20 protein-coding genes and 1 tRNA gene are annotated in these 20548 nt (G+C 67.0%); 6 read left to right on the top strand and 15 right to left on the bottom strand.

All coding sequences use genetic code 11. From position 1 onward, the window contains the following. Position 1: 1 nt before the first annotated feature. Positions 2 to 820: an ABC transporter ATP-binding protein gene (locus tag OC184_RS00355; protein WP_265505149.1), complete on the bottom strand. Its 819-nt coding sequence runs from the start codon at positions 818 to 820 to the stop codon at positions 2 to 4. Next, positions 817 to 2793: an AMP-binding protein gene (locus OC184_RS00350; protein WP_265505147.1), complete on the bottom strand. Its 1977-nt coding sequence runs from the start codon at positions 2791 to 2793 to the stop codon at positions 817 to 819. Before OC184_RS00350 ends, OC184_RS00355 begins: the two co-directional genes overlap by 4 nt. A gap of 177 nt (positions 2794 to 2970) precedes the next feature. On the opposite strand from OC184_RS00350, the gene OC184_RS00345 reads away from it, so the two are divergent. Together OC184_RS00345 and OC184_RS00340 are read left to right on the top strand one after the other, a co-directional pair. Further along, positions 2971 to 4869: a PAS-domain containing protein gene (locus OC184_RS00345; RefSeq protein ID WP_265505146.1), complete on the top strand. Its 1899-nt coding sequence runs from the start codon at positions 2971 to 2973 to the stop codon at positions 4867 to 4869. Beyond that, positions 4866 to 5567 (top strand): response regulator transcription factor, encoded by a 702-nt coding sequence (locus OC184_RS00340; RefSeq protein WP_265505145.1) that lies wholly within the window; start codon positions 4866 to 4868, stop codon positions 5565 to 5567. Before OC184_RS00345 ends, OC184_RS00340 begins: the two co-directional genes overlap by 4 nt. A 241-nt stretch (positions 5568 to 5808) precedes the next feature. Here OC184_RS00340 and OC184_RS00335 read toward each other — a convergent pair whose 3' ends face one another. Next, entirely contained in the window at positions 5809 to 7260 is a 1452-nt protein-coding gene (locus tag OC184_RS00335; protein WP_378926343.1) for an aldehyde dehydrogenase family protein, read from the bottom strand. Between the two features lie 147 nt (positions 7261 to 7407). Between OC184_RS00335 and OC184_RS00330 the strand changes: the two genes are divergently transcribed. Further along, positions 7408 to 8064: a peroxiredoxin gene (locus tag OC184_RS00330; RefSeq protein WP_265505144.1), complete on the top strand. Its 657-nt coding sequence runs from the start codon at positions 7408 to 7410 to the stop codon at positions 8062 to 8064. Here the strand turns inward: OC184_RS00330 and OC184_RS00325 are convergent. Genes OC184_RS00325 through OC184_RS00315 form a run of 3 tightly spaced genes read right to left on the bottom strand, consistent with a single transcriptional unit; the run spans position 8061 to position 10503 of the window. Next, entirely contained in the window at positions 8061 to 8906 is an 846-nt protein-coding gene (locus OC184_RS00325; RefSeq protein WP_265505143.1) for a glycosyltransferase family 2 protein, read from the bottom strand. The two genes, OC184_RS00330 and OC184_RS00325, sit on opposite strands and share 4 nt — an antisense overlap. Next, a complete protein-coding gene (locus OC184_RS00320; protein ID WP_265505142.1) occupies positions 8891 to 9691 on the bottom strand; it encodes a hypothetical protein in 801 nt (266 codons plus the stop codon). Before OC184_RS00320 ends, OC184_RS00325 begins: the two co-directional genes overlap by 16 nt. Positions 9692 to 9720: 29 nt before the next feature. Continuing rightward, positions 9721 to 10503: a hypothetical protein gene (locus OC184_RS00315; protein ID WP_265505140.1), complete on the bottom strand. Its 783-nt coding sequence runs from the start codon at positions 10501 to 10503 to the stop codon at positions 9721 to 9723. A gap of 127 nt (positions 10504 to 10630) precedes the next feature. Between OC184_RS00315 and OC184_RS00310 the strand changes: the two genes are divergently transcribed. After that, complete coding sequence (locus OC184_RS00310; RefSeq protein WP_265505139.1) at positions 10631 to 11533, top strand: glycosyltransferase family 8 protein; 903 nt, start codon at positions 10631 to 10633, stop codon at positions 11531 to 11533. A 50-nt stretch (positions 11534 to 11583) separates the two neighbouring features. Here OC184_RS00310 and pnp read toward each other — a convergent pair whose 3' ends face one another. The 5 genes from pnp to OC184_RS00285 all read right to left on the bottom strand — a co-directional run bounded on the left by pnp (position 11584) and on the right by OC184_RS00285 (position 15866). Continuing rightward, on the bottom strand, positions 11584 to 13725 hold the full coding sequence (gene pnp / locus OC184_RS00305) for a polyribonucleotide nucleotidyltransferase (RefSeq protein WP_265505138.1): 2142 nt from the start codon (positions 13723 to 13725) through the stop codon (positions 11584 to 11586). Between the two features lie 234 nt (positions 13726 to 13959). Next, entirely contained in the window at positions 13960 to 14229 is a 270-nt protein-coding gene (gene rpsO, locus OC184_RS00300; protein ID WP_265505332.1) for a 30S ribosomal protein S15, read from the bottom strand. Positions 14230 to 14362: 133 nt separating this feature from the next. Continuing rightward, positions 14363 to 15400 (bottom strand): calcium-binding protein, encoded by a 1038-nt coding sequence (locus OC184_RS00295; RefSeq protein ID WP_265505136.1) that lies wholly within the window; start codon positions 15398 to 15400, stop codon positions 14363 to 14365. A 185-nt stretch (positions 15401 to 15585) separates the two neighbouring features. Next, positions 15586 to 15711 (bottom strand): type B 50S ribosomal protein L36, encoded by a 126-nt coding sequence (gene ykgO / locus OC184_RS00290; RefSeq protein ID WP_042245282.1) that lies wholly within the window; start codon positions 15709 to 15711, stop codon positions 15586 to 15588. Between the two features lie 80 nt (positions 15712 to 15791). Beyond that, positions 15792 to 15866 (bottom strand) — tRNA-Val (locus OC184_RS00285). 155 nt (positions 15867 to 16021) lie between these two features. On the opposite strand from OC184_RS00285, the gene OC184_RS00280 reads away from it, so the two are divergent. Continuing rightward, positions 16022 to 16885 (top strand): N-formylglutamate amidohydrolase, encoded by an 864-nt coding sequence (locus tag OC184_RS00280; RefSeq protein ID WP_265505134.1) that lies wholly within the window; start codon positions 16022 to 16024, stop codon positions 16883 to 16885. Next, a complete protein-coding gene (locus OC184_RS00275; RefSeq protein WP_265505133.1) occupies positions 16882 to 17283 on the top strand; it encodes an NUDIX hydrolase in 402 nt (133 codons plus the stop codon). Before OC184_RS00280 ends, OC184_RS00275 begins: the two co-directional genes overlap by 4 nt. 221 nt (positions 17284 to 17504) lie before the next feature. Here OC184_RS00275 and OC184_RS00270 read toward each other — a convergent pair whose 3' ends face one another. The 4 genes from OC184_RS00270 to OC184_RS00255 form a co-directional block, all read right to left on the bottom strand. Then, the gene (locus OC184_RS00270; protein ID WP_265505115.1) at positions 17505 to 17651 is read right to left on the bottom strand and encodes a hypothetical protein; all 147 of its coding nucleotides are present in this window, start codon (positions 17649 to 17651) and stop codon (positions 17505 to 17507) included. A gap of 180 nt (positions 17652 to 17831) precedes the next feature. Continuing rightward, positions 17832 to 18134, bottom strand: a complete 303-nt coding sequence (locus OC184_RS00265; protein WP_265505117.1) for a hypothetical protein — start codon at positions 18132 to 18134, stop codon at positions 17832 to 17834. Positions 18135 to 18601: 467 nt separating this feature from the next. Beyond that, positions 18602 to 19294, bottom strand: coding sequence for a 5,6-dimethylbenzimidazole synthase (gene bluB / locus OC184_RS00260; protein ID WP_265505132.1), 693 nt, complete (start codon positions 19292 to 19294; stop codon positions 18602 to 18604). Next, positions 19291 to 20547 (bottom strand): lytic murein transglycosylase, encoded by a 1257-nt coding sequence (locus OC184_RS00255; RefSeq protein WP_265505131.1) that lies wholly within the window; start codon positions 20545 to 20547, stop codon positions 19291 to 19293. The genes bluB and OC184_RS00255 overlap by 4 nt, the downstream gene beginning before the upstream one ends. Position 20548: the final 1 nt, after the last annotated feature.

Here is a 20548-nt window from a genome sequence, read left to right as displayed (position 1 = left end):
GTCAGTCATGGGCCACCCCCAGATAGGCGTCGATGACGTCCTGGTTGCTACGCACCTGGTCGGGCGTGCCGTCGCCGATCTTGCGGCCGTAATCCATCACCACCACACGGTCGGACAGGTCCATGACCACGCCCATGTCATGTTCGATCAGACAGATCGTGGTGCCGAATTCGTCGTTCACATCCAGGATGAAGCGGGACATGTCCTCCTTTTCCTCGACGTTCATGCCGGCCATCGGCTCGTCCAGCAGCAGCAGCTGCGGCTCGGCCGCCAGGGCGCGCGCCAGTTCGACGCGCTTCTTCAGGCCATATGGCAGACGGCCCACCGGCGTCTTGCGAATGTTCTGGATCTCGAGGAAGTCGATGATCTTCTCGACCGCCTCGCGGTTCTCGTTCTCCTCGCGCTCGGCCGCGCCCCACCACATGGCCTGCGACAGGAAGCCCGCCTTCATCTTGTTCAGCCGACCGGTCATGATGTTGTCCAGGACCGACATGCCGTCGAACAGCGCGATGTTCTGGAACGTCCGGGCGATCCCCAGCCGCGCCACCTGATAGGGCTTCATCGGCCCGCGACGATAGCCCTTGAACCAGACCTCGCCTTCCTGCGGGTTGTAGAAGCCCGAGATGACGTTCAGCATCGACGACTTGCCGGCGCCGTTCGGGCCGATGATGGCGCGGATCTCGCCTTGCCTGATGTCGAAGCTGATGTCCTTGATGGCGACCACGCCGCCGAAGCGCAGGGTGATGTTCTTCAGCTCCATCACCGTGCCGCCGATCTGGCGGCCGTCGTCGGTCACGTATCCCTCGTGCGCCTGCATCATTGGGCGGCCACCTTCTGCTGGGACGCCTGACCGAAGACCTGCACGTCCTCGATCTTCAGCGTCGCGCTGATCTGGCCCTTGCGGCCGTCCTCATAGGTCACCTCGGTCCGGGTGTGGATGCTGGAAGAACCGTCGTAGAGCGCAGCGACCAGATCTGAAAATTTATCGTTGATGACGGCCCGGCGGACCTTGCGGGTGCGCGTCATCTCACCGTCGTCGGGGTCCAGTTCCTTGTGCAGGACCAGGAAGCGGTGGACCTGGCAGCCCGACAGCATCGGGTCTTCGGCCACGGACCGGTTCACGGCCTCGACATGCTCCTTGATGGTCGCATAGACCTGCGGATGCCCCGCCAGCTCCTGGTAGCTGCCGTACGAGATGTTGTTGCGCTCCGCCCAGTTGCCGACCGCCGACAGGTCGATGTTGATCATTGCGGTGCAGTATTCCCGCCCGTTGCCGATCACGACGGCTTCCAGAATGTTTGGATAGAACTTCAGCTTGTTCTCGACATATTTCGGCGCGAACATCGAACCGTCGGCCATGCGGCCCACGTCCTTGGCGCGGTCGATGATGCGCAGGTGGCCGGTCGCCTCTTCGAAGAAGCCTGCATCGCCGGTGGCCACCCAGCCCTCGGGGTCCTTGGTGGACGCTGTGCTTTCAGCATTCTTGTAGTATTCGACGAAGGTGCCGGGGCTGCGGTAGTAGACCTCTCCGTTCTCGCCGATCTTCACCTCGACGCCGGGGCTGGGCACGCCTACGGTGTCGGACCGCACCTGCCCGTCGGGCTGCTGCGTGATGAAGACCGACGCCTCGGTCTGGCCATAAAGCTGCTTCAGGTTGATGCCCAGGCTGCGGTAGAAGTCGAAGATCTCGGGGCCGATCGCCTCGCCGGCGGTATAGCCCACGCGCACCCGCGACAGCCCCAGCGTGTTCTTCAGCGGCCCGAAGACGAAGATCTTCCCCAGCCCATAGGCGATGCGGTCGCCGACGGACACCGGCTTCCCATCCAGCAGCGCAGGCCCGGTGCGGCGCGCGATCTCCATGCCCTTCCTGAACAGCCAGCGCTTCACGTGGCCCGCATCCTCCATGCGAATCATCACCGAGGTCAGCTGGCCTTCGAAGACGCGCGGCGGGGCGAAGAAATAGGTCGGGCCGATCTCTCGCATGTCGGTCATCATCGTGTGTGCGCCCTCGGGGCAGTTCACGGTGAAGCCCGACCACATCGCCTGTCCGACCGAGAAGATGAAATCGCCGACCCAGGCCATCGGCAGGTAGGCCACGATCTCTTCCCGCTGGTCCAGACGGTCGAATTCGGCGGTATTCTTCGCGGTCTCGATGATGTTGCGGTTCGACAGGACCACGCCCTTGGGCTTGCCCGTCGTCCCCGAGGTATACAGCATCACGCAGGTGCTGTCGTAGTCCAGACCGGCGATCAGGCCGTCCAGCTGCGCCCCCAGGCGCTGCGCCGCGGCCCGCCCTTCCGCCTGCACGTCGGCCAGCGCGTTCATCCGGGAATGGTCGTATTTCCGCATGCCACGCTTGTCGGTATAGATGATCTGGGCCAGCGCGCCGGTCGCCCGTTCGACCTCCAGCACCTTGTCGACCTGCTCCTGGTCGCCACAGAGGACGAAGCGCGCGCCGCAATGTTCCAGCACATAGGCCATCTCCTCGGCCACCGCGTCCTGATAGAGGGGCACCGGAACCGCACCGCACATCTGCGCGGCGATCATGCCCCAGTAATGCGCCGGCCGGTTGCGCCCGATGATCGCGAGGTGGTCGCCAGGCTTCACGCCAAGCGCCAGGAACCCCAGGGCCAGCGCCCGGATCTCATCCGCCGCCTGCGCCCAGGTCCAGCTTTGCCAGATGCCGTATTCCTTTTCGCGATGGGCCGGCCGGCCCCCGAAACGGGCCACGTTCCGCGCCAGAAGCGCGGGCACAGATCGCAAATCGCCCGAAGGCGGCTGCCGGTCCGTCATGTTTCCTCCCCAGGTACATGGCGTTTTCTACCTTGGCCGCCGGGACCTCCTCCGCCCCGGTGACCGCTTCACCATTGGTTCCAATCCTTGCGCCAGTTTTGCCCGATTCCAACGAAATGTTACAGCGCTTCCGCAGATTGCCTGCGGGTGCTAACCCTTGCCGCGGAGGAGACGAAGATGCAGCCCGCAGCCCGCGACAGAAGTCCGCTGACGCGCGCCGAGATGCGCGCCGACCTGACCCGTTCGGGGCTGAACCTGATCGGGCAGGCGCTGTCGATCTTCGACGCCGACCTGCGGCTGGCGGTCGCCAACACGCAGTACCAGGCGATGTTCGACCTGCCCGACAGCCTGACCGATGTCGGCGCCAGCTTCGAGGACACCATCCGCTATCTGGTCCTTCGCGGCGAATACGGCCCGCAGGAAGATCCCGACGCGGCCGTGGCGCTGCGCGTGAACCAGGCGCGCACCTTCCAGCCGCATTACTTCGAACGAGAGCGCACCAACGGCCAGTGGATCGCGGTAGAGGGCGCCCCGCTGAGCCAGGGAGGCTGGGTCACGGTCTATACCGACATCACCCGCATCAAGCAGCAGGAGGCGCTGTTGCGGGCTCGGTCGGATGCGCTGTCGGAACAGGTGCTGCTGAACGCCGAGAGCCTGGCTGCCGCCAACCGAGAGCTGGCCGCCACCAATGCCGCCCTGCAGGAGGCGCAGCGCGTGCTGACGCAGACCGAGGCGCGCACACGGCAGGTGACCGAGATGGTGCCCGCGCATATCGCCCACATGGACGCGCAGTTCAGGTACACCTTCTCGAACCGGCGCCTGCCGGTCATCTTTCCGGGGGCCGCCGGCGACATCGTCGGCCTGACTGTCGAGGAGGCCCTGGGCGCCCCGACCTTCGCCACGCTGTTGCCCTGGATGAGCCGCGCCCTGGCAGGCGATCCGCAGGTGTTCGAGATCACGCACCCCACCTCGGGGCGGCGCATCCGTATCGCACTGACGCCCGACCGGAACGGCAACGGCGTCTATATCCTCTCCACCGACGTCTCGGCCGAGGTGCAGGCCCGAGAGGCGCTGGCCCACGCCGCCAAGCGCAACCTGGCGGCACAGCTGACCTCGGGGATGGCGCATGATTTCGGAAACCTCCTGACGATCATCCTGGGCCTTCAGGCCCGGCTCGCGTCGCGCGACCTGGACGGCGCCGCAGCCGAGGACGTGCAGGCGACGCTGGCGGCTGCCCGCCGCGGTGCCGCGCTTCTGGACCGGCTGGCCCGGATCAGCGGCGGGCGAGAGGCGGCGCTGGAGCCGACGGACCTGCCTGCGCTGCTGGCCGACCTTGCGGTCCTGGCCCGCCCCTCGCTGACTGAAGGCAATGCCCTGACCCTGGACGTAGACCTGCCTGCGGGGGCTGTGCTGCTTGATCCGGGCGCGTTGCAGGATTCGCTGCTGAACCTGATCCTGAACGCCGATGCGGCCACGCCGCCGCCGGGGCGCATCAGACTGACGGCCCAGCAGGGCGGCGACTGGCTGGAGCTGGCCGTCAGCGACACGGGGCCGGGCTTTTCGCCCGAAGCCCTGTCCCGCGCGACGGAGCCGTTCTTTACGACCAAGAAAGGTCAGGGGTCGGGCCTGGGCCTGTCGATGGTCTATGACCAGACCAAGATGGTCGGCGGCACGCTGCGGCTGTCGAACGGGGCCGAGGGGGCACGGGTCGTGCTGCGCCTGCCGTGGCGGCCCGTCGCACGGCGGATGGTGCTGCTGGTCGAGGACGAAGACCTGATCCGCGCGCAGGTTCGCGACCAGCTGACTGGCCTTGGACATGCCGTAATCGAGGCCGCCAGTCTGGCCGAGGCCCGTGCCTTGGCCGACCTGCCGGGGCTGGGGCTGATCCTGTCGGACATCCAGCTGGGCGACGGGTTGGGGCTGGACCTCAGCACGCCGCTGCCGGTCCTGCTGATGACATCGCTGCCGCCGGGGGCGCCGCTGCGGGACCGGGCGACCGCGCCTGTCCTGACGAAGCCGTTCACCGCTGCCCGGCTTGCGGCGGCAGTGGCCGAGGCCACGAAGGAGCGCCGATGACGGATGCGCCGCTGATCGCCATTCTGGACGACGAGCCCGAGATCAGGCGCCTGCTTTCGGGAGCGCTCGAGCAGGCCGGATTCCGCACGCAGGCCTTCGCCAGAGCCACCGAGTTCGAGGCCGCGCTTCGCCGCATCACGCCTGACGCATGCCTGATCGACCTTGGCCTGCCGGACCGCGACGGCCTGGCGCTGGTGCACCGGCTGGCCACCGAATCGGGGGCTGCAATCATCATCATCTCGGGCCGGGCGCAGGTGCAGGACCGTGTCACGGGTCTCGAGCTGGGCGCCGACGACTACATCATCAAGCCCTTTGAACCCGCCGAGGTGGTGGCCCGGATTCGCGCCCGCCTGCGCCGCCCTGCCGCAGGAACCGCCGCGCGCCCCCAGACTGTCAGCTTCGCCGGCTGGGTCGCCGATTTCAACAGATACCTGCTGACCGGACCGGACGGAGCCGAGACGCCACTGAGCCACGCAGAAGCCGAGGTCCTGCGAATGTTCACGGACAACCCCCGCCGCCTGATCACGCGCGCCCAAATGCTGGAAGCAGTGGGAGGCGCGGCTGGCGAAAGCTTCGACCGCGCCATGGATGTCAGGATCTCTCGACTGCGCACGAAGCTGGGCGAGGATCCGAAAAACCCCCGCCTGATAAAGACGATCTACGGCGCGGGTTATATCTTCCTGCCCGAGATCACCTGACCCCGGCAGACGGGTCGAGCCGTCGCGTCACCTTGCCCTACCGGCGACGGCCGCGAAAGCCGGTCCCCATCGAGGGGACCGGCTTTCGCGCGTGGCGGGCGCCACGCCTGGGCTCCGCGTCGTCGCCGGACGTTTCAGGCGTCGCATCGCGCTGGCCTTGCTTCGGTCGCCAATTATCCCACAGGGGGCCAGCGGGGACGTGAAGTCCCCCTGCGTTCGACTGCCCAAACCGGGCAGCCGGTCACGCATCGCAGTTCCATCCGCTAATGGCCTTGCTGTCCATAAACTCCTCCAGACCCATGACGCCACCCTCGCGCGCACGTCCCGACATGCCGACACCGCCAAAGGCCGAACCCGCCCCGCGCGAGACGCCGTTCATCTCGACCATCCCCGACCTCAGCTGCCGCGCCACGCGGTTGCGTCGGGCGCCGTCCTGCGATTGGACATAGTTGGTCAAGCCATAGGGCGTGTCGTTCGCGATGCGGACAGCCTCGTCCTCCTCGTCGAAGGGAATGATCGAGAGGACAGGGCCGAAGATCTCTTGCTGGGCAATGGTCATGTCGTTGGTGACATCCGCAAAGACCGTCGGGCGCACGAAATATCCGCGGTTCACGCCCTCGGGCAGGCCGGGACCCCCGGCGACGAGGCGTGCACCCTCGTCGATGCCGGCCTGGATCAGGTCCTGGATCTTGTCCCATTGCTGCTTGCTGACAACGGGACCGATATGCCCGCCCGGCTGGTGGGCGCTGGCGACGGCTGTTTCCTTGGCGACCCGGGCGGCGGCCTCGACGGCGGCGTCATAGGCGGACCGCTCGACCAGCATACGGGTCGGGGCGTTGCAGGACTGACCGCTGTTGTAGAAGCAGTGCCGCGCCCCCCGCGCGACCGCCTTTTCGTCCGCGTCGGCAAAGACCAGGTTCGCGCCCTTGCCGCCCAGTTCCAGCGCGACCTTCTTCAGGCTGTCGGCGGCCGCCTTGCTGATCGCGATGCCGGCGCGGGTCGAGCCTGTGAAGCTGATCATCTGCACATCGGGATGGACCGACAGCTGCGTGCCCACGCCCTGCCCGTCGCCGTTGACCAGGTTGAAGACGCCGGCGTGCACGCCTGCCTCGTGCAGGATCTCGGCGAACAGCATCGACGACAGCGGCGCGATCTCGGACGGCTTCAGCACGCAGGTGTTGCCCGCCAGGATCGCGGGGATCACCTTCAGCGTCACCTGGTTCATCGGCCAGTTCCAGGGCGTGATCAGCCCCACGACTCCGATCGGTTCCCACGCGACCATGCTGGTCGGTGCGTGATCGCCAAGCGGGCGGATGAACTTGAAGTTCCTGAACGCCGTGATGAAGTTGCGGATATGATAGCTGCCGCTGCCGGCCTGATCCTCGACCGCCATGTCCTGGGGGGCGCCCATCTCGTGGCTGATCGCCCAGCCCATGTCAGCGGCGCGGGCCTCATAGACCTTCAGGATCCGCTCGACCACCGCCAGCCGTTCGGCCGGGGGCGTCGCAGCCCAGGCCGGGAAGGCCCGCTTGGCCGCCGCGACCGCGCGGTCGGTGTCGGACTGCTGCCCCAGCGAGATCACCGCCACCGGCTCCTCGGTCGAGGGGTCGATCACCTCGAGATCGCGGGCCGCGGAGGGCGCCACCCAAGCCCCGTCGATGTAGAATTCGCGCTTGTCCAGCAAATCGGCCATCCTGTCCTCCTGTGCATCTGCCGGGCAAAGCCTGTCACTGCCGCAGGCCCACCGCAAGCCCGCAGCAGCATGCGCGTTCTGACTGCTGGCAATCCGCGCCGCCCGACCTATGTTGAGCCCGACTGAATCAAACGGAAAGGTCAGCCCATGTCCCTGCGCATCAATGACATCGCCCCGGACTTCACCGCCAATTCGACCGAGGGCGAGATCCGGTTCCACGACTGGCTTGGCGACAGCTATGCCATCGTCTTCAGCCATCCGCGCGATTTCACCCCGGTCTGCACGACCGAGTTCGGCGCCGTTGCCCAGCTTGCCCCGGAGTTCGAGAAGCGGAACACCAAGATCCTGGGGGTCTCGGTGGACAGCGTGGACGATCACCGGAAATGGAAGAACGACATCGCGCAGGTCGCGGGGGCCCCGGCCAATTTCGCCATCATCGACGACAGCGACCTGACGGTGGCGAAGGCCTATGACATGCTGCCGGCCGACTACTACCTGCCGTCCGAGGGCCGCACCCCAGCCCATTCGGCAACGGTCCGCACCGTCTTCATCATCGGGCCGGACAAGAAGGTCCGCCTGACGATGACCTACCCCATGTCCGTCGGCCGCAACTTCGCCGAGATCCTGCGGGCGCTGGATGCGGTGCGCAAGACCGATGGCGTGCCGCTGGCGACGCCGGCCAACTGGGTGCCGGGACAGGACGTCATCGTGGCGCTGTCGCTGGACAATCAGGCGGCAGAGGCGAAATACGGCCCCCTGGACATCAAGCTGCCCTACCTGCGCTACGCCAAGGACCCCGCTTAGGCACGGCCCTCGCCGGGCCAGCCATAGCGGTCCAGCAGCGCGGCAACGGCCCGGTCGTTGCCGTTCCCCTGCCGGTTTCCTGCGCGCAGGTTCACCGCCTGGCTGCCCTCCCATTCCAGGATGCGGGCGCGGCCGCCAATCTTGCGAGGCTGCGACCCCGCCAGGCGGTGCATCCAGTAGAGCCAGATGTCATCGGCCCCCGGCGCAAGTGTCTCGAAAAGGTCGGGCCGGGTGACGTCGGGGTGGAACACGTCCGGTGCGTAGATCACGCCCGAGACGCCTGTCGGAAAGACCAGCGGCCCCTGCTCGGGCGCGCGGAGGTTGTGGCGCCATGCCTCATAAGGTGCGGGACCGCCAGACGCGGCCAGTTCCACCCGATGCGCGCGCAGCGCTGCGACCCTGGCGCCCTGATGCACGGCCGAGACAAGCTGCTCCAGCCAGTCGGCAGTGTAATGAACGTCGTCATCCGCCGTCACCAGATGGGCGTGGGGGTGGTTCAGCAGCGACGGCACGATTTTTGTGTATGACCGCCAGTTTTGGCAGGTCTCGACCTGCAAACCCGGCAGGCTACACACCTCTGGCGGCAGGTCGGCCTCGTCGCCCTCGGTCAGCCACAGGATCACCCGGTCGGGCTGGACGGTCTGACGCATCAGCGACCGCAAGGACGGCGCCAGCGTCGCGAAGCGTGGCGGATAGCTGGTCAACGAGACGATCAGTTCGGACGGCAGGCCGTGCGGCTGGCCGGGTCCCTCGGGACGGCGGGCGATCTCGGCCAGCGCCCGCGCAGTCCGGCGCCGCTGCTTGAATCGCCGAAGTGCCGCACCGATCACAGGCGTTCCCACGCCTGGCGCAGCCAGCCGATGTCACCGATGCGGCGATACCACTTGTGCCCGCGCCCGGCGAACACGTCCTCCATCTTGGGCGCCCCGGCAAAGAGCACGATTTTCGCCCCCTCCGGCAAGGACGGGTCACGCAGGTAGGATCGCAGGTGCCGTGGCACGCAGTCGTTCTTGAAACTGACGCACCACCCACGCGGCCAATAGTTCAGGTGCCCGTGGGCTGCCAGTTGCGCCGACTGGAACTGCTGGCTGATCTCATAGCTCGCGGTCGCGGCGGCGGGATCGGCCAGATAGGCGTCCAGGACATAGCCATGCGCGCCGACGCGATACCGGAACACACTGGAATTGCCGACGCTGTGCAGAAAGCGGTCACGCGCCGGGTTCACGCGGCGCAGGGGCTTGGCACGGAACAGGTCGTCGTCGCGGATGATGAAGAATTCGCCCGGCAGATCGAAGAACGGCGACAGGTCGTCCACCACCACCAGATCCAGGTCCAGAAACAGCGCGGTCCCCGACAGCGGCGCCTGGGGGGCGCCCAGGTCGCGCCGGAACAACGCCAGCTTGCGCCAGCGTGTGTCGCCATGCCCCGGCGGAAGCCCCAGTTCAGGCAGCGGCAGCGCCTCGACCCCCGTGTCCAGCCCGTCCGCGTCGTCGGTGAAGCAGATGAACCGATGCGGCCGCGCCAGATTCCGCCGCACCTGCGCCGCCAGCCGGTTGACATCGGCGCTGCTGTAGAGCGTGCCCCATTTCATCGTCAGGATCAGGACCGGATCGCCGCCGTTCTGCATGAACTCTCCTCGGGTCGCGTCGGACGGGACTAGCGCAGTTGCCCCGCACCCTCAAGCGCGGCCTGAACGGCCGGCCCCAGGGTGACCGTCAGGCCGCGGTCGCGGGCCTGCGTCAGCAACCGGCCCAGCAATCGTGCCTCGGCAACGGGGTCGTGATGGGCGGCAGCAGCGATACGCCGCTGCGCGGCGGCGTCATCAGTCACCGCCGGATCATAGCCCCGGCAGTAGGCGGTCTGAAAGAAGGTGAAGCCGGCCACCGCGACCTCGGCCACCGGCGCATCAAGAAAGAAGCTGACGGCCAGCAGCCCGGTTGTCGGGCTGAACCCGTCAAGCTGGTTTGCCAGCGACTGATGCCGTGCCATCGGCAGGCAGCGCACGCGCGCGATGCCGGCCAGACGTCGGCTGGCCAGGACGGTCTGAAGGAACGCCCCCCGGACGGGCGTGCGATGCACCAGAATATCGATCCCTGCGCGCGTCAGCTTGTCTGGCGTGACCGGCCGGGCCTCGGTGGTCAGCGAATGGAACAGCAGATCGCAGCGCAGCGGGTCGGGCCCCAGGGCGGCGATCGGCGTGTCCAGCCCGTTGTTCATCCGCACGATCAGGTCAAACCGCTCGGGACGCAACGCGGCAAGGTCTTCATCGACCGTGCGCGCCGGGCCCAGGATCAGGACGCGCCGCCCTGCGAACTCCTGCGGATCCAGCGTCAACTGCGCCCCAAGGCGTCGGCGCAGCATCCCCGTCACGACCCGGCGCAGCGGGACCGGCAGGACCTCCGCGGCACCAAGGAAGTCCACATGCTCCATCTTCGGCATGACCTTTCGCCCCACCCTGATCTGCGCCATTGTCGCCGCAACCCGGCGGGGCGGTCAATCGCACACCCCGCCTATCGCAACCCAACGGCCGGACACCCACACCCGGCCCCCCTCCACCGAGGATCAGATGTCGCCCCACCCCGTCAAGATCGCCTATGTCACCGACCGCGGTTTCCTGCGCCCGACGCTCGTCTCGCTGTGGAGCCTGCTGACCCATCTGGGCGCCCCGGCCGAATTGCATGTCTGGGGCGACGGGCTCGGGTCGCAGGATTGGGACGCGGTGGACCGCGTGGTCGCCGGGCACCCAGACCTGACCCTGCACACGCGCGCCCTGAACGCGGCCCATCTGAGGCAGACCCGCAGCGCGGCGACGCATATCTCGGCCGCGACCATGGGCCGGCTGCTCCTGCCCCGCAACGTGTCGGGGCGGGTGCTCTACATTGACGGGGATACGCTGGTCACAGGCGACGTGGCGCCGGTCTTCAACGTCGACCTGCAGGACGCAGCGGCGGGCATCGTGCGGGATTTCGGCGTCTGCCACTGGCTGGCCGATCCCGGCGCCGCCCCCGCCGACCGCGGCACGCGCCTCCCCCAGATCCAGCACCTGCTGGGCGAACAGCCTCAATCCGACTATTTCAACGCTGGAGTAATGCTGCTCGATTGTGATGCCATCCGCCGCGACCCCGCCCTGCTTGCGCGCATCGAGGACGTCGCGGCCGCCTCGGCCCATGTCCAAGGCGATCAGGATCACCTGAACCAGGTGCTGGCGGGCAGGGTGACGCAGTTGGACATCGGCTGGAACCTGTCTTGGGGGCGGCTGTCGCGCCATCGCGCCTATTTGCGCAAGCTGGGCCTGCCCATGACCGGGGCGGCGCCCGGCCCGGCCCGCATTCTGCATTATCACGGCCCGCGCAAACCCTGGCGCGATCCCCGTCGCGACATCTGGTCGAGCAAGGGTCGGGCAACCTGGCGCTATCGCCGCCAATTGTGCCGCTTTGCTGCGCTTTATCCGGACCTTGTGCCGGAATAGAAAAGGGGCACCTCGCGGCGCCCCCGATCCGTCGGACCACGGTCTGCCGATCACTCGGCCGACTGTTCCTGCTTCTCCTCGACCTCGGCGCCGGTTTCCTGGTCGACCATCTTCATCCCAAGGCGCACCTTGCCGCGGTCGTCGAAGCCCAGAAGCTTGACCTTGACCTCCTGGCCCTCCTTCAGGATCTCGTTCGGGTGACCCAGGCGGCGGTTGGCGATCTGGGACACATGCACCAGGCCGTCACGCTTGCCGAAGAAGTTCACGAAGGCGCCGAAATCGACCAGCTTCACCACCTTGCCGGTGTAGATCTGGCCTTCTTCCGGCTCAGCCACGATCGAATAGATCATGTCATAGGCCTTCTTGATCGACTCGCCGTTGGCGGACGCGATCTTGATGACGCCGTCGTCATTGATGTCGACCTTGGCGCCCGAAACCTCGACGATCTCGCGGATGACCTTGCCGCCCGAGCCGATCACTTCGCGGATCTTGTCGGTCGGGATCTGCATCGTCTCGATGCGCGGGGCATGGGCGCTGAACTCGCGGCGACCCTCGGTCAGCGCGTTCGCCATCTCGGACAGGATGTGCATCCGGCCGTCCTTGGCCTGCGCCAGGGCCTGCTCCATGATCGCGGGCGTGATGCCCTGGACCTTGATGTCCATCTGCAGCGACGTGATCCCGTTCTCGGTCCCCGCCACCTTGAAGTCCATGTCGCCCAAGTGATCCTCGTCACCCAGGATGTCGGTCAGCACGGCGAAGCGGCCATCGTCTTCCAGGATCAGACCCATCGCCACGCCGGCGACCGGCGCCTTCAGCGGAACGCCGGCATCCATCATCGACAGCGAACCGCCGCAGACCGAGGCCATCGAGGACGAGCCGTTCGATTCGGTGATCTCGGACACGACGCGGATGGTGTAGGGGAAGTCAGTCGCCGCCGGCAGCACCGCCTGCAGCGCGCGCCATGCCAGCTTGCCATGGCCGATCTCGCGGCGGCCGGGCGAACCCACGCGGCCAACCTCGCCGACCGAATAGGGCGGGAAGTTGTAGTGCAGCAGGAAGTTCGAACGGCTGTTGCCGTGCAGCGCGTCGATGATCTGTTCGTCGTCGCCGGTGCCAAGCGTGGTGACGACCAGCGCCTGGGTTTCGCCGCGCGTGAACAGGGCAGAGCCGTGGGTGCGGGGCAGGATGCCGACCTCCGACACGATCGGGCGGACAGTCTTGGTGTCGCGGCCGTCGATGCGGGCGCCGCCACCGATGATGTCACCGCGCAGGATGCCCGATTCCAGCTTCTTCAGCGCCGAGCCCAGGTTCGGATCGGCCAGTTCGTCCTCGGACAGGCCTTCCTTGACCTTGGCCTTGGCCGCCTGGATGGCGTCCTGGCGGTCGGACTTGTCACGGATCGCATAGGCGGCGCGCATGTCGGCCTCGCCCAGGTCCTTCACGCGGGCATAGAGCGCGCTGTAGTCCGGCGACTGGAAATCGAAGGGCTCTTTAGCGGCGGATTCGGCCAGGTCGATGATCAGGTCGATCACCGGCTTGATCGCGTCATGACCGAACTTCACGGCGCCCAGCATTTCCTCTTCGGTCAGCTCGTAGGCTTCCGATTCGACCATCATCACGGCGTCGGCGGTGCCGGCCACGACCAGGTCAAGGCGCTGATCGGGGTTCGAACGCAGCTGGTCCATGTCCTGAACCTCGGGGTTCAGCACGTATTCGCCGTTCGAGAAGCCGACGCGCGCACCGGCGATCGGGCCCATGAAGGGCACGCCCGAGATGGTCAGCGCCGCGCTGGCGGCGATCATGGCGACGATGTCCGGGTCGTTGACCAGGTCGTGCGACAGCACCGTGCACATGACCAGCACTTCATGCTTGAAGCCGGGCGCGAACAGCGGGCGGATCGGACGGTCGATCAGGCGGGCGGTCAGCGTTTCTTTCTCGGAAGGACGCGCCTCGCGCTTGAAGAAGCCGCCCGGCACCTTGCCGGCGGCATAGTATTTCTCCTGGTAGTGCACCGTCAGCGGGAAGAAGTCCTGACCGGGCTTCGGTTCCTTGGCGAAGGTGACGTTGGCCATGACGCTGGTCTCGCCCAGGGTGGCGATGACGCTTCCGTCGGCCTGGCGGGCAACCTTGCCCGTCTCCAGCGTGAGCGTTTCCTGGCCCCACTGGATCGATTTCTTCACTACATCAAACATCTGGTTTCCTCAAAGGGTGAACCGGCCCTCCGGCTCTCCCATGTCATATGGCGGCCCCATTGCCGCCGCCCCTATCCTTTGCATGTGCCCCGGGGCCGGACCTCACGTCGCAGATGGACGGGGCTTACAGGAAATCAAGGGTTTTGGGAAGTGGCGCTGCGTCACCCCCCAAATCGGAAAACGCCCGCGGCGGGGCCGCGGGCGTTTCCTGTCCTGTCGCGAAAGGCCAAGGCCTCAGCGGCGGATGCCCAGCCTGCCGATCAGCGAAGTGTAACGAGCCTGATCCTTGGCTTTCAGATAGTCCAGCAGCTTGCGGCGCTGCGCGACCATCATCAGCAGACCACGACGCGAGTGGTTGTCCTTCTTGTGCGACTTGAAGTGCTCGGTCAGGGTGGTGATACGCGAGGTCAGGATCGCAACCTGCACCTCGGGCGAACCGGTATCGCCTTCCTTGGTGCCGAATTCCTTGATGACGCGGGCTTTTTCTTCAACAGTGATCGACATCGTGATCTCCTTTCGGATTGAGGTGATGGCGCAGGCCGGGATGTCGTCCAGCACAGGCCCGGAAATGCCGCAGAACCCGGTGGCCCGACGGATGGGCGCCCATAGCGGAATCGCCGGCGAATGAAAAGCCCCTTCAGGCGTTCACGGCCACCAGAAGCACATCGTCGACCCGCAGGCCCCCCGGCGTCAGCAGGCGGCCGACCGGGCTGCCGTTCAGCTCCAGCAGGAACGTGCCGTCAGCGTCCTCGCGCAGTGCCAGCCGGGCGTCCTGAGCGATGCCGGCATCGACATGCAGCACCAGCTGGTCCTGCGTCGCGTCGAAATCGGCGATGACGGGAAAACCCTCGGTCGATGGGCGCAGCTCGAACCGGTCGGCACCCTCGTTGCCCGAGGCGAAATCATGCGCGCCGGGCATCAGCGTGTCGTCGCCATCGCCACCGTTCATCCAGACGGTCTCGGGCCCGTCATGGCCGATCAGGATGTCGTTCCCCCGCCCGCCATCCAGGTCGTCCGTGCCGCCGGTCGAGACCAGAAGATCGTCGCCGTCGTGCCCCGCCAGGATATCGTCGCCCGCACCGCCATAGAGCGTATCGTCACCCTCGCCACCCATCAGGGTATCGTCGCCGTCGTCCCCGAACAGCAGATCGGCGCCGCCCTGCCCCGCCAGAAGGTCGTCGCCAGAGCCCCCATAGAGGATGTCGTCGCCGCCCTCGCCATAGGCCGCATCCCCCTGGAGCCAGTCGTTCCCGGCGCCGCCCGCCAGGCTGTCGTCGCCCAGCTGGCCCGCAAGATTGTCGTTGCCGTCGCCGCCGGTGATATCTTGGCCCACGGGGACCGCCGGCCGGCCAGTCGCGTCGCCGCCACCTGTGAGCGTGTCTTGCGCAGGCTCAGCGGGAAGCGCGGGCTCTGCCGGGGGTTCTGGGTCATCGACCGGTGGCGCAGGCACTTCATCGGGCGGGAGAGGGTCTTCCTCGGGGGGCAGCGGATCCTCGTCCTCGGGGAGTGGCAGAATCATCGCGCCGTCGCCAGGGGTGTCCTCGCCCTCTCCGGCGACATCGCCATCGGCGTCGGGGACATCATCGTCATCGTCATCGCGGGCCGTGCTCAGGCCACCGACGTCGACCATCAGCCCCGCCACCAGCACACCAAGAAGACCGCCCAGAATCAGCATAGTCCCGCATCCCGCCACCCGTCGGCCCGTTGCCGGCAGAGCTTCAGGTTACCGCAGCGGCACGTCACCGCGAACCGAAATCTTAAGTCTGCGTTAATATCGTCCGGACATGAAAAAACCCGCCGGAACAGGCGGGTCGTTTCGTCTTTCGTGACCTGCCGGTGTCCCGGTCAAGCCGATGCCGTTCAGCCCTGGCGGGCCTTGAAGCGGCGGTTGGTCTTGTTGATCACGTAGATGCGGCCCTTGCGGCGCACGACCTGGCAGTCGCGGTGCCGGCTCTTGAGCGAGCGGAGCGAGTTGCGAACCTTCATCGGTCTTCTCCATCGTCGCGGCGCTGCGCTGCCGCCAGGAAAACGAATGCCCCCGACACTGGCCGGGGGCGGCGAAAGAATGGTGGGCGGTACTGGGATCGAACCAGTGGCCACTACGATGTCAACGTAGTGCTCTACCGCTGAGCTAACCGCCCTCCCCTCGTGATTCCGTCGCGATTTCCTGCGGAAACCGTTCCGTCACCCCGTGGTTCGCGTTCCTATAACGGGGGTGCCCGGGGGATTCAAGACCTATCGGCGGGGTATTTTTCAGGTTTATATGGGCCGTGCCCCCGCATGCCGAGGTCTGAACTTGTCCCAGCCCGACCTGCCCTATGTCCTGACCCGTCCCGACAGCTGGCAAAGCGGGGTGATCTTCGCGTCTCCCCACTCCGGTTGCGAATATCCCGAATGGTTTCTGGCCGAAACCACGCTACCGATCCCCGTCCTGCGGTCGTCCGAAGATGCGTTCATCGACCGCCTGATCGCGCCCGCCGTGGCCAGCGGCGCGGTCACGCTGGCCTCGCGCGTGCCGCGCTGCATCGTCGACCTGAACCGCGGCACAGACGAGATCGACCCCCTGGTCGTCCGCGGCGTGCCGCGCCACCCGCTGAACCAGCGCACCCTGGCCGGGCTGGGGGTGATTCCCCGTGTCGTGTCGCAGGGTCGGGTGATCCACGACAGGCCGATGGAGCGGGCGGCGGCCGAACGGCGGATTGAGATGTGCTGGCGGCCCTATCACCAAGCGCTGTCCGGCCTGATCGCCGAAGCCCGTGCCCGATTTGGACAGGCGATCCTGATCGACATGCACTCGATGCCGCATGATGCGCTGTCGCATTTGCAGGGCACGCCGCCAGACATGGTTCTGGGTAACCGGCACGGGCTGTCCGCGGCAGCCCGCATCTCGGACGCGGTCTGCGCAGCCGTCGAGGGCGAAGGCTGGCGCATCCGGCGGAACTCACCTTTCTCGGGCGCCTATATCTGCGCGGCCTATGGCCGTCCGGCGCAGAACGTCCATGTCGTCCAACTCGAGATCGACCGCTCGCTCTACATGGAAGAAGCGAGCATCACGCTGCGTCCCGATTTTCCGAAGTTCGCGGACCGCATGGCGCGGGTGGTCGCGCGGCTTGCCACGCTGGACATCGACCGGTCCGGCGAACGCATCGCGGCGGAATGACTGCCTTCCACGGGGCCAAACTGCTGCTGACGCGGGGCGACATGATGCTGGTCTATCTGCGCGACGACCGGCCGGACCTTCCGTTCCCCGCACATTGGGACCTGCCCGGCGGCGGCCGGGAAGGCCGCGAATCACCCGTCGACTGCGCCCGCCGCGAGCTGGCCGAGGAATTCGGCCTGGACCTGCCGCCCTCTCGGCTGTCGGGCCGGCCCTTCCCGTCTCATGCGGCGCCCGGCATGGTCTCGTGGCTGTTTCGTGGGACGCTGAGCGGCGACGACATCGCGGGCATCCGCTTCGGTGACGAAGGGCAGGAGTGGCGGATGATGCTGGTCGGCGACTATCTGCGCCACCCGCGCGCGATCGCGCATTTCTGCCGGTGGATCCAGGCGCTGGACTAGAGCGCGTCGCGTCTCACCGGCTTCATATCCGTCGGCTCTGAGGAAATCGCAGCATTCCTCGTCGGTGAGAAGATCGCAGCCCTGCCTGGCAGCGTGCCAGAGAGCCTCGCAGGTTCACGCGGCGGCTCTTCGGATCAGGGCCTTGAGCTTTGCGGATCTGAGGGCGTGGACGCCCGAGGGATCTCGATAGGGTCAAGATCCGGGCTACAGAGAGGCAAGACCTAGAACCACGCGCCAGCGGTGCTCATGGTCGTCGCGGCCTTGCGGCTCTTGTGCGATGACAGGTCATCCGGAATGATCACATCGCCGGGTCGCAGTGTCGGGGCCAGTCGGGTTTCTCCATGAAGCTCGGACAGTTCGCGGTTCATGGCACCGCCAGTCACCCCCGGAGCGCATCCAGCCGGTCATGGCGGAGGGCGGCGATGAAGGTCCGGGTGTTGCAGTGGCCGAAGGGCGCATGGTCGACAAGGCGCGCCTTTTGGATGGCCATCCGGTGGTCCTGGCCATGTTCGTCTTCGGCGACGTCTCGTCGATGAAGCCGAGGCGCGTCAGCGCGCTGCGCATGAACGGTTGGCGTCGCGTGATGCAGATATGGCCTGCCGGATCTCAGGCCGCTTCTGCTCGAGGGCTTGCAGGTCTTTTTCGGGGGTCAGCCCGAGACCGCGCGAAAACCTCCAGACCGAGACACGGTGAATGGCGATGCCGCGATGATCTGCAAGTTCCCGACCAGGTCGTTCGGGGTCAGATCGGGCTTTCGCGCGGTGATCCAGTCCCCACACCAACCCATTTGCCATGACCGCCGCCATGGCCTTCGGAGCCAACCCGCCCGTCCCGCGCTTCAGGATCACCATGTCGTTGACGAGCCTCACCGAAACCCGGAACCGCGCAGCGGCCGAACGGTGCGAGTTCCCATCCTCCACGAGCGCCACACCGCGCTGTCGGAGTGCCATGGGATGTGGACTGCCCATATCATCCCTCCGCCTGTCATGCAGGCAGGGAACCACGGATCGAGCCACAGAGGTATCCTGAAGCGGGAAAACCGCAACACGCTCTAGCAGGTAGAGGGCTGCGGGACCGGAGGCGCATCTGCTGGCTCTCCAGCAGCCATCGCGGACGCGCCGCGGCTCTTGCGGCAACGACAGTTCATGCAAGTTGCCGAGCCCCAGCATACCACGACGCCAGTTGAGGACTCAGGCCATCGGGCTGTCGTCGCTGATCATCTGGATGCGGCGGCCTAATCCGGTCGTCGAGCTGATGAAACCGCAGACCCGGTTGGGAGGCCGAGACACTGATAGCGCGCCCGGAGCTTGCTGAACCCTCAGATGCCGTCGCGCGGCACCTGTCCCCAGGCGTCCTCGAAAATCAGGTCGTCCAGCGGTGCGCGGCGGCCCCAGCCGCGGGCCTGCAACTCGGGTTCCTCGTAAAGCTCGGTCACGTGGCCCAGACACAGATAGGCGACCGGAACGACATGGTCAGGCAGGTCCAACGCTGCTCGCAGGTCGTCGTGGCGGAAGATGCTGACCCAGCCCACGCCGATCCCCTCGGCCCGGGCGGCCAGCCACAGGTTCTGGACCGCGCAGACGGTGGAATAGAGGTCGGTCGCCGGATCATGCGTACGTCCCAGCACATGCGCCCCGCCCCGGCTGCGGTCGCAGGTGATGCAGAGATTCACCGGGCTTTCCAGGATCCCCTCGAGCTTCAGCGATGAATAGAGCGCCTTGCGGTCGGGGAATCGATCAGCCGCTTCGGTATTCGCGGCGCGGAAGGCATCGTGCAGGCGGCGCTTCTGCGCCGGGTCGCGGATCAGGACAAAATTCCAGGGCTGCGACAGCCCGACCGAGGGCGCATCATGCGCCGCCTGAAGAAGACGGCGCAGGATGGCCGGATCGATTGGGTCGGGCCGGAACTGGCCCCGCACGTCGCGGCGCAGGCGGATGGCGCGATAGACGGCGTCACGCTCGGCTTGGGAAAACGGCCCCGCCGGGGCGGGACCGGGGGCGGTGCCGGTCACCCGCGCAGCTGGCCCAGCAGGATCGAGGTCGGATAGCCGTCGGGCGTCGCCCCGATGGACCGCTGGAAGGCCGCCACGGCCTCCATCGTGCCCGACCCGAAGAGGCCGTCGATCTCTCCGTCATAGAAGCCGCGCTGGCGCAGGCGGACCTGGATCTCCTCGCGCTCGGAGGTGGACAGGGGGCGGTCGTTGCGCGGCCAGGATCCTTGAATGCCGGAGCGCCCGGCGATGCGTTCGCCCAGGAAGGCCACGCCAAGCGCGTAGTTGTCCGAGTTGTTGTAGCGCAGGATCGACCGGAAGTTGTCGCCGATGAAGAAGGCCGGTCCCCGCGCGCCGGCCGGCATGATGATCGAGCCGCTGCCGCCGGGCATCGCCCCACCGCCGATGCGGCGCACGCCGAGCGACGACCAGTCGCTGCGCCGCGTGCCTTTGCCGATCAGGCTCATGTTGAAGTTGGCGGGCAGCTGGACCTCGGCACCCCAGGGCTGACCGGCCTGCCAGCCGTTCCGTGCCAGGTAGGCGGCGGTGGATGCCAGCGCGTCGGTCGGATCCTCGGACCAGATGTCGCGGCGGCCGTCGCCGGTGAAGTCAACGGCGTATTCCAGGTAGGACGTCGGCATGAACTGCGTGTGGCCCATCGCGCCGGCCCAGCTGCCCAGCATGTGTTCGGGATCGGTGTCGCCCGCCTGCAGGATGCGCAGGGCGGCGATCAGCTGGTTCTGGAACATCTCTCCGCGGCGGCCGTCATAGGCGAGCGTCGTCAGCGACGGGATGATCTGCATCTTGCCGCGGTTGGCGCCGAAGTTCGACTCCATCCCCCAGACGGCCAGCACGATCTCGCGCGGGACGCCATAGCGGCCCTCGATCGCGGACAGCGTGCGCGACAGCTGGGCGTTCTTCTGGCGCCCCGTCTCGATCCGGCTGTCGGACACCGCGCTGTCCAGATAGAGCCACACCGGGCGCGAGAATTCAGCCTGCTTGCGGTCCAGGCGGATCACGTCGGGATTGTAGCGCGCCAGCCGCATGGCGTTGTCATAGGTCGCCGCCGACACGCCCGAGGACAGCGCCCGGCTGCGGAACGACTGCACGAAGCGCTGCAGGCCAGCCTCGTCGCCGGGGGACGCGGGCGGAATGGCGGCCGGGGTGACGGGGGCCGCGGCGGGGCCAGACACCGGCATGCGCGACATCGGCGCGCCGCAAGCCGCAAGCGCGCCGATCAGCGCGGTGGACATCAGGATCTTGGGAAAGCTCATG

Source organism: Paracoccus rhizosphaerae, assembly GCF_026162645.1.
GTDB lineage: Bacteria > Pseudomonadota > Alphaproteobacteria > Rhodobacterales > Rhodobacteraceae > Paracoccus > Paracoccus rhizosphaerae.
This window is presented reverse-complemented; position numbering and strand designations above follow the sequence as displayed.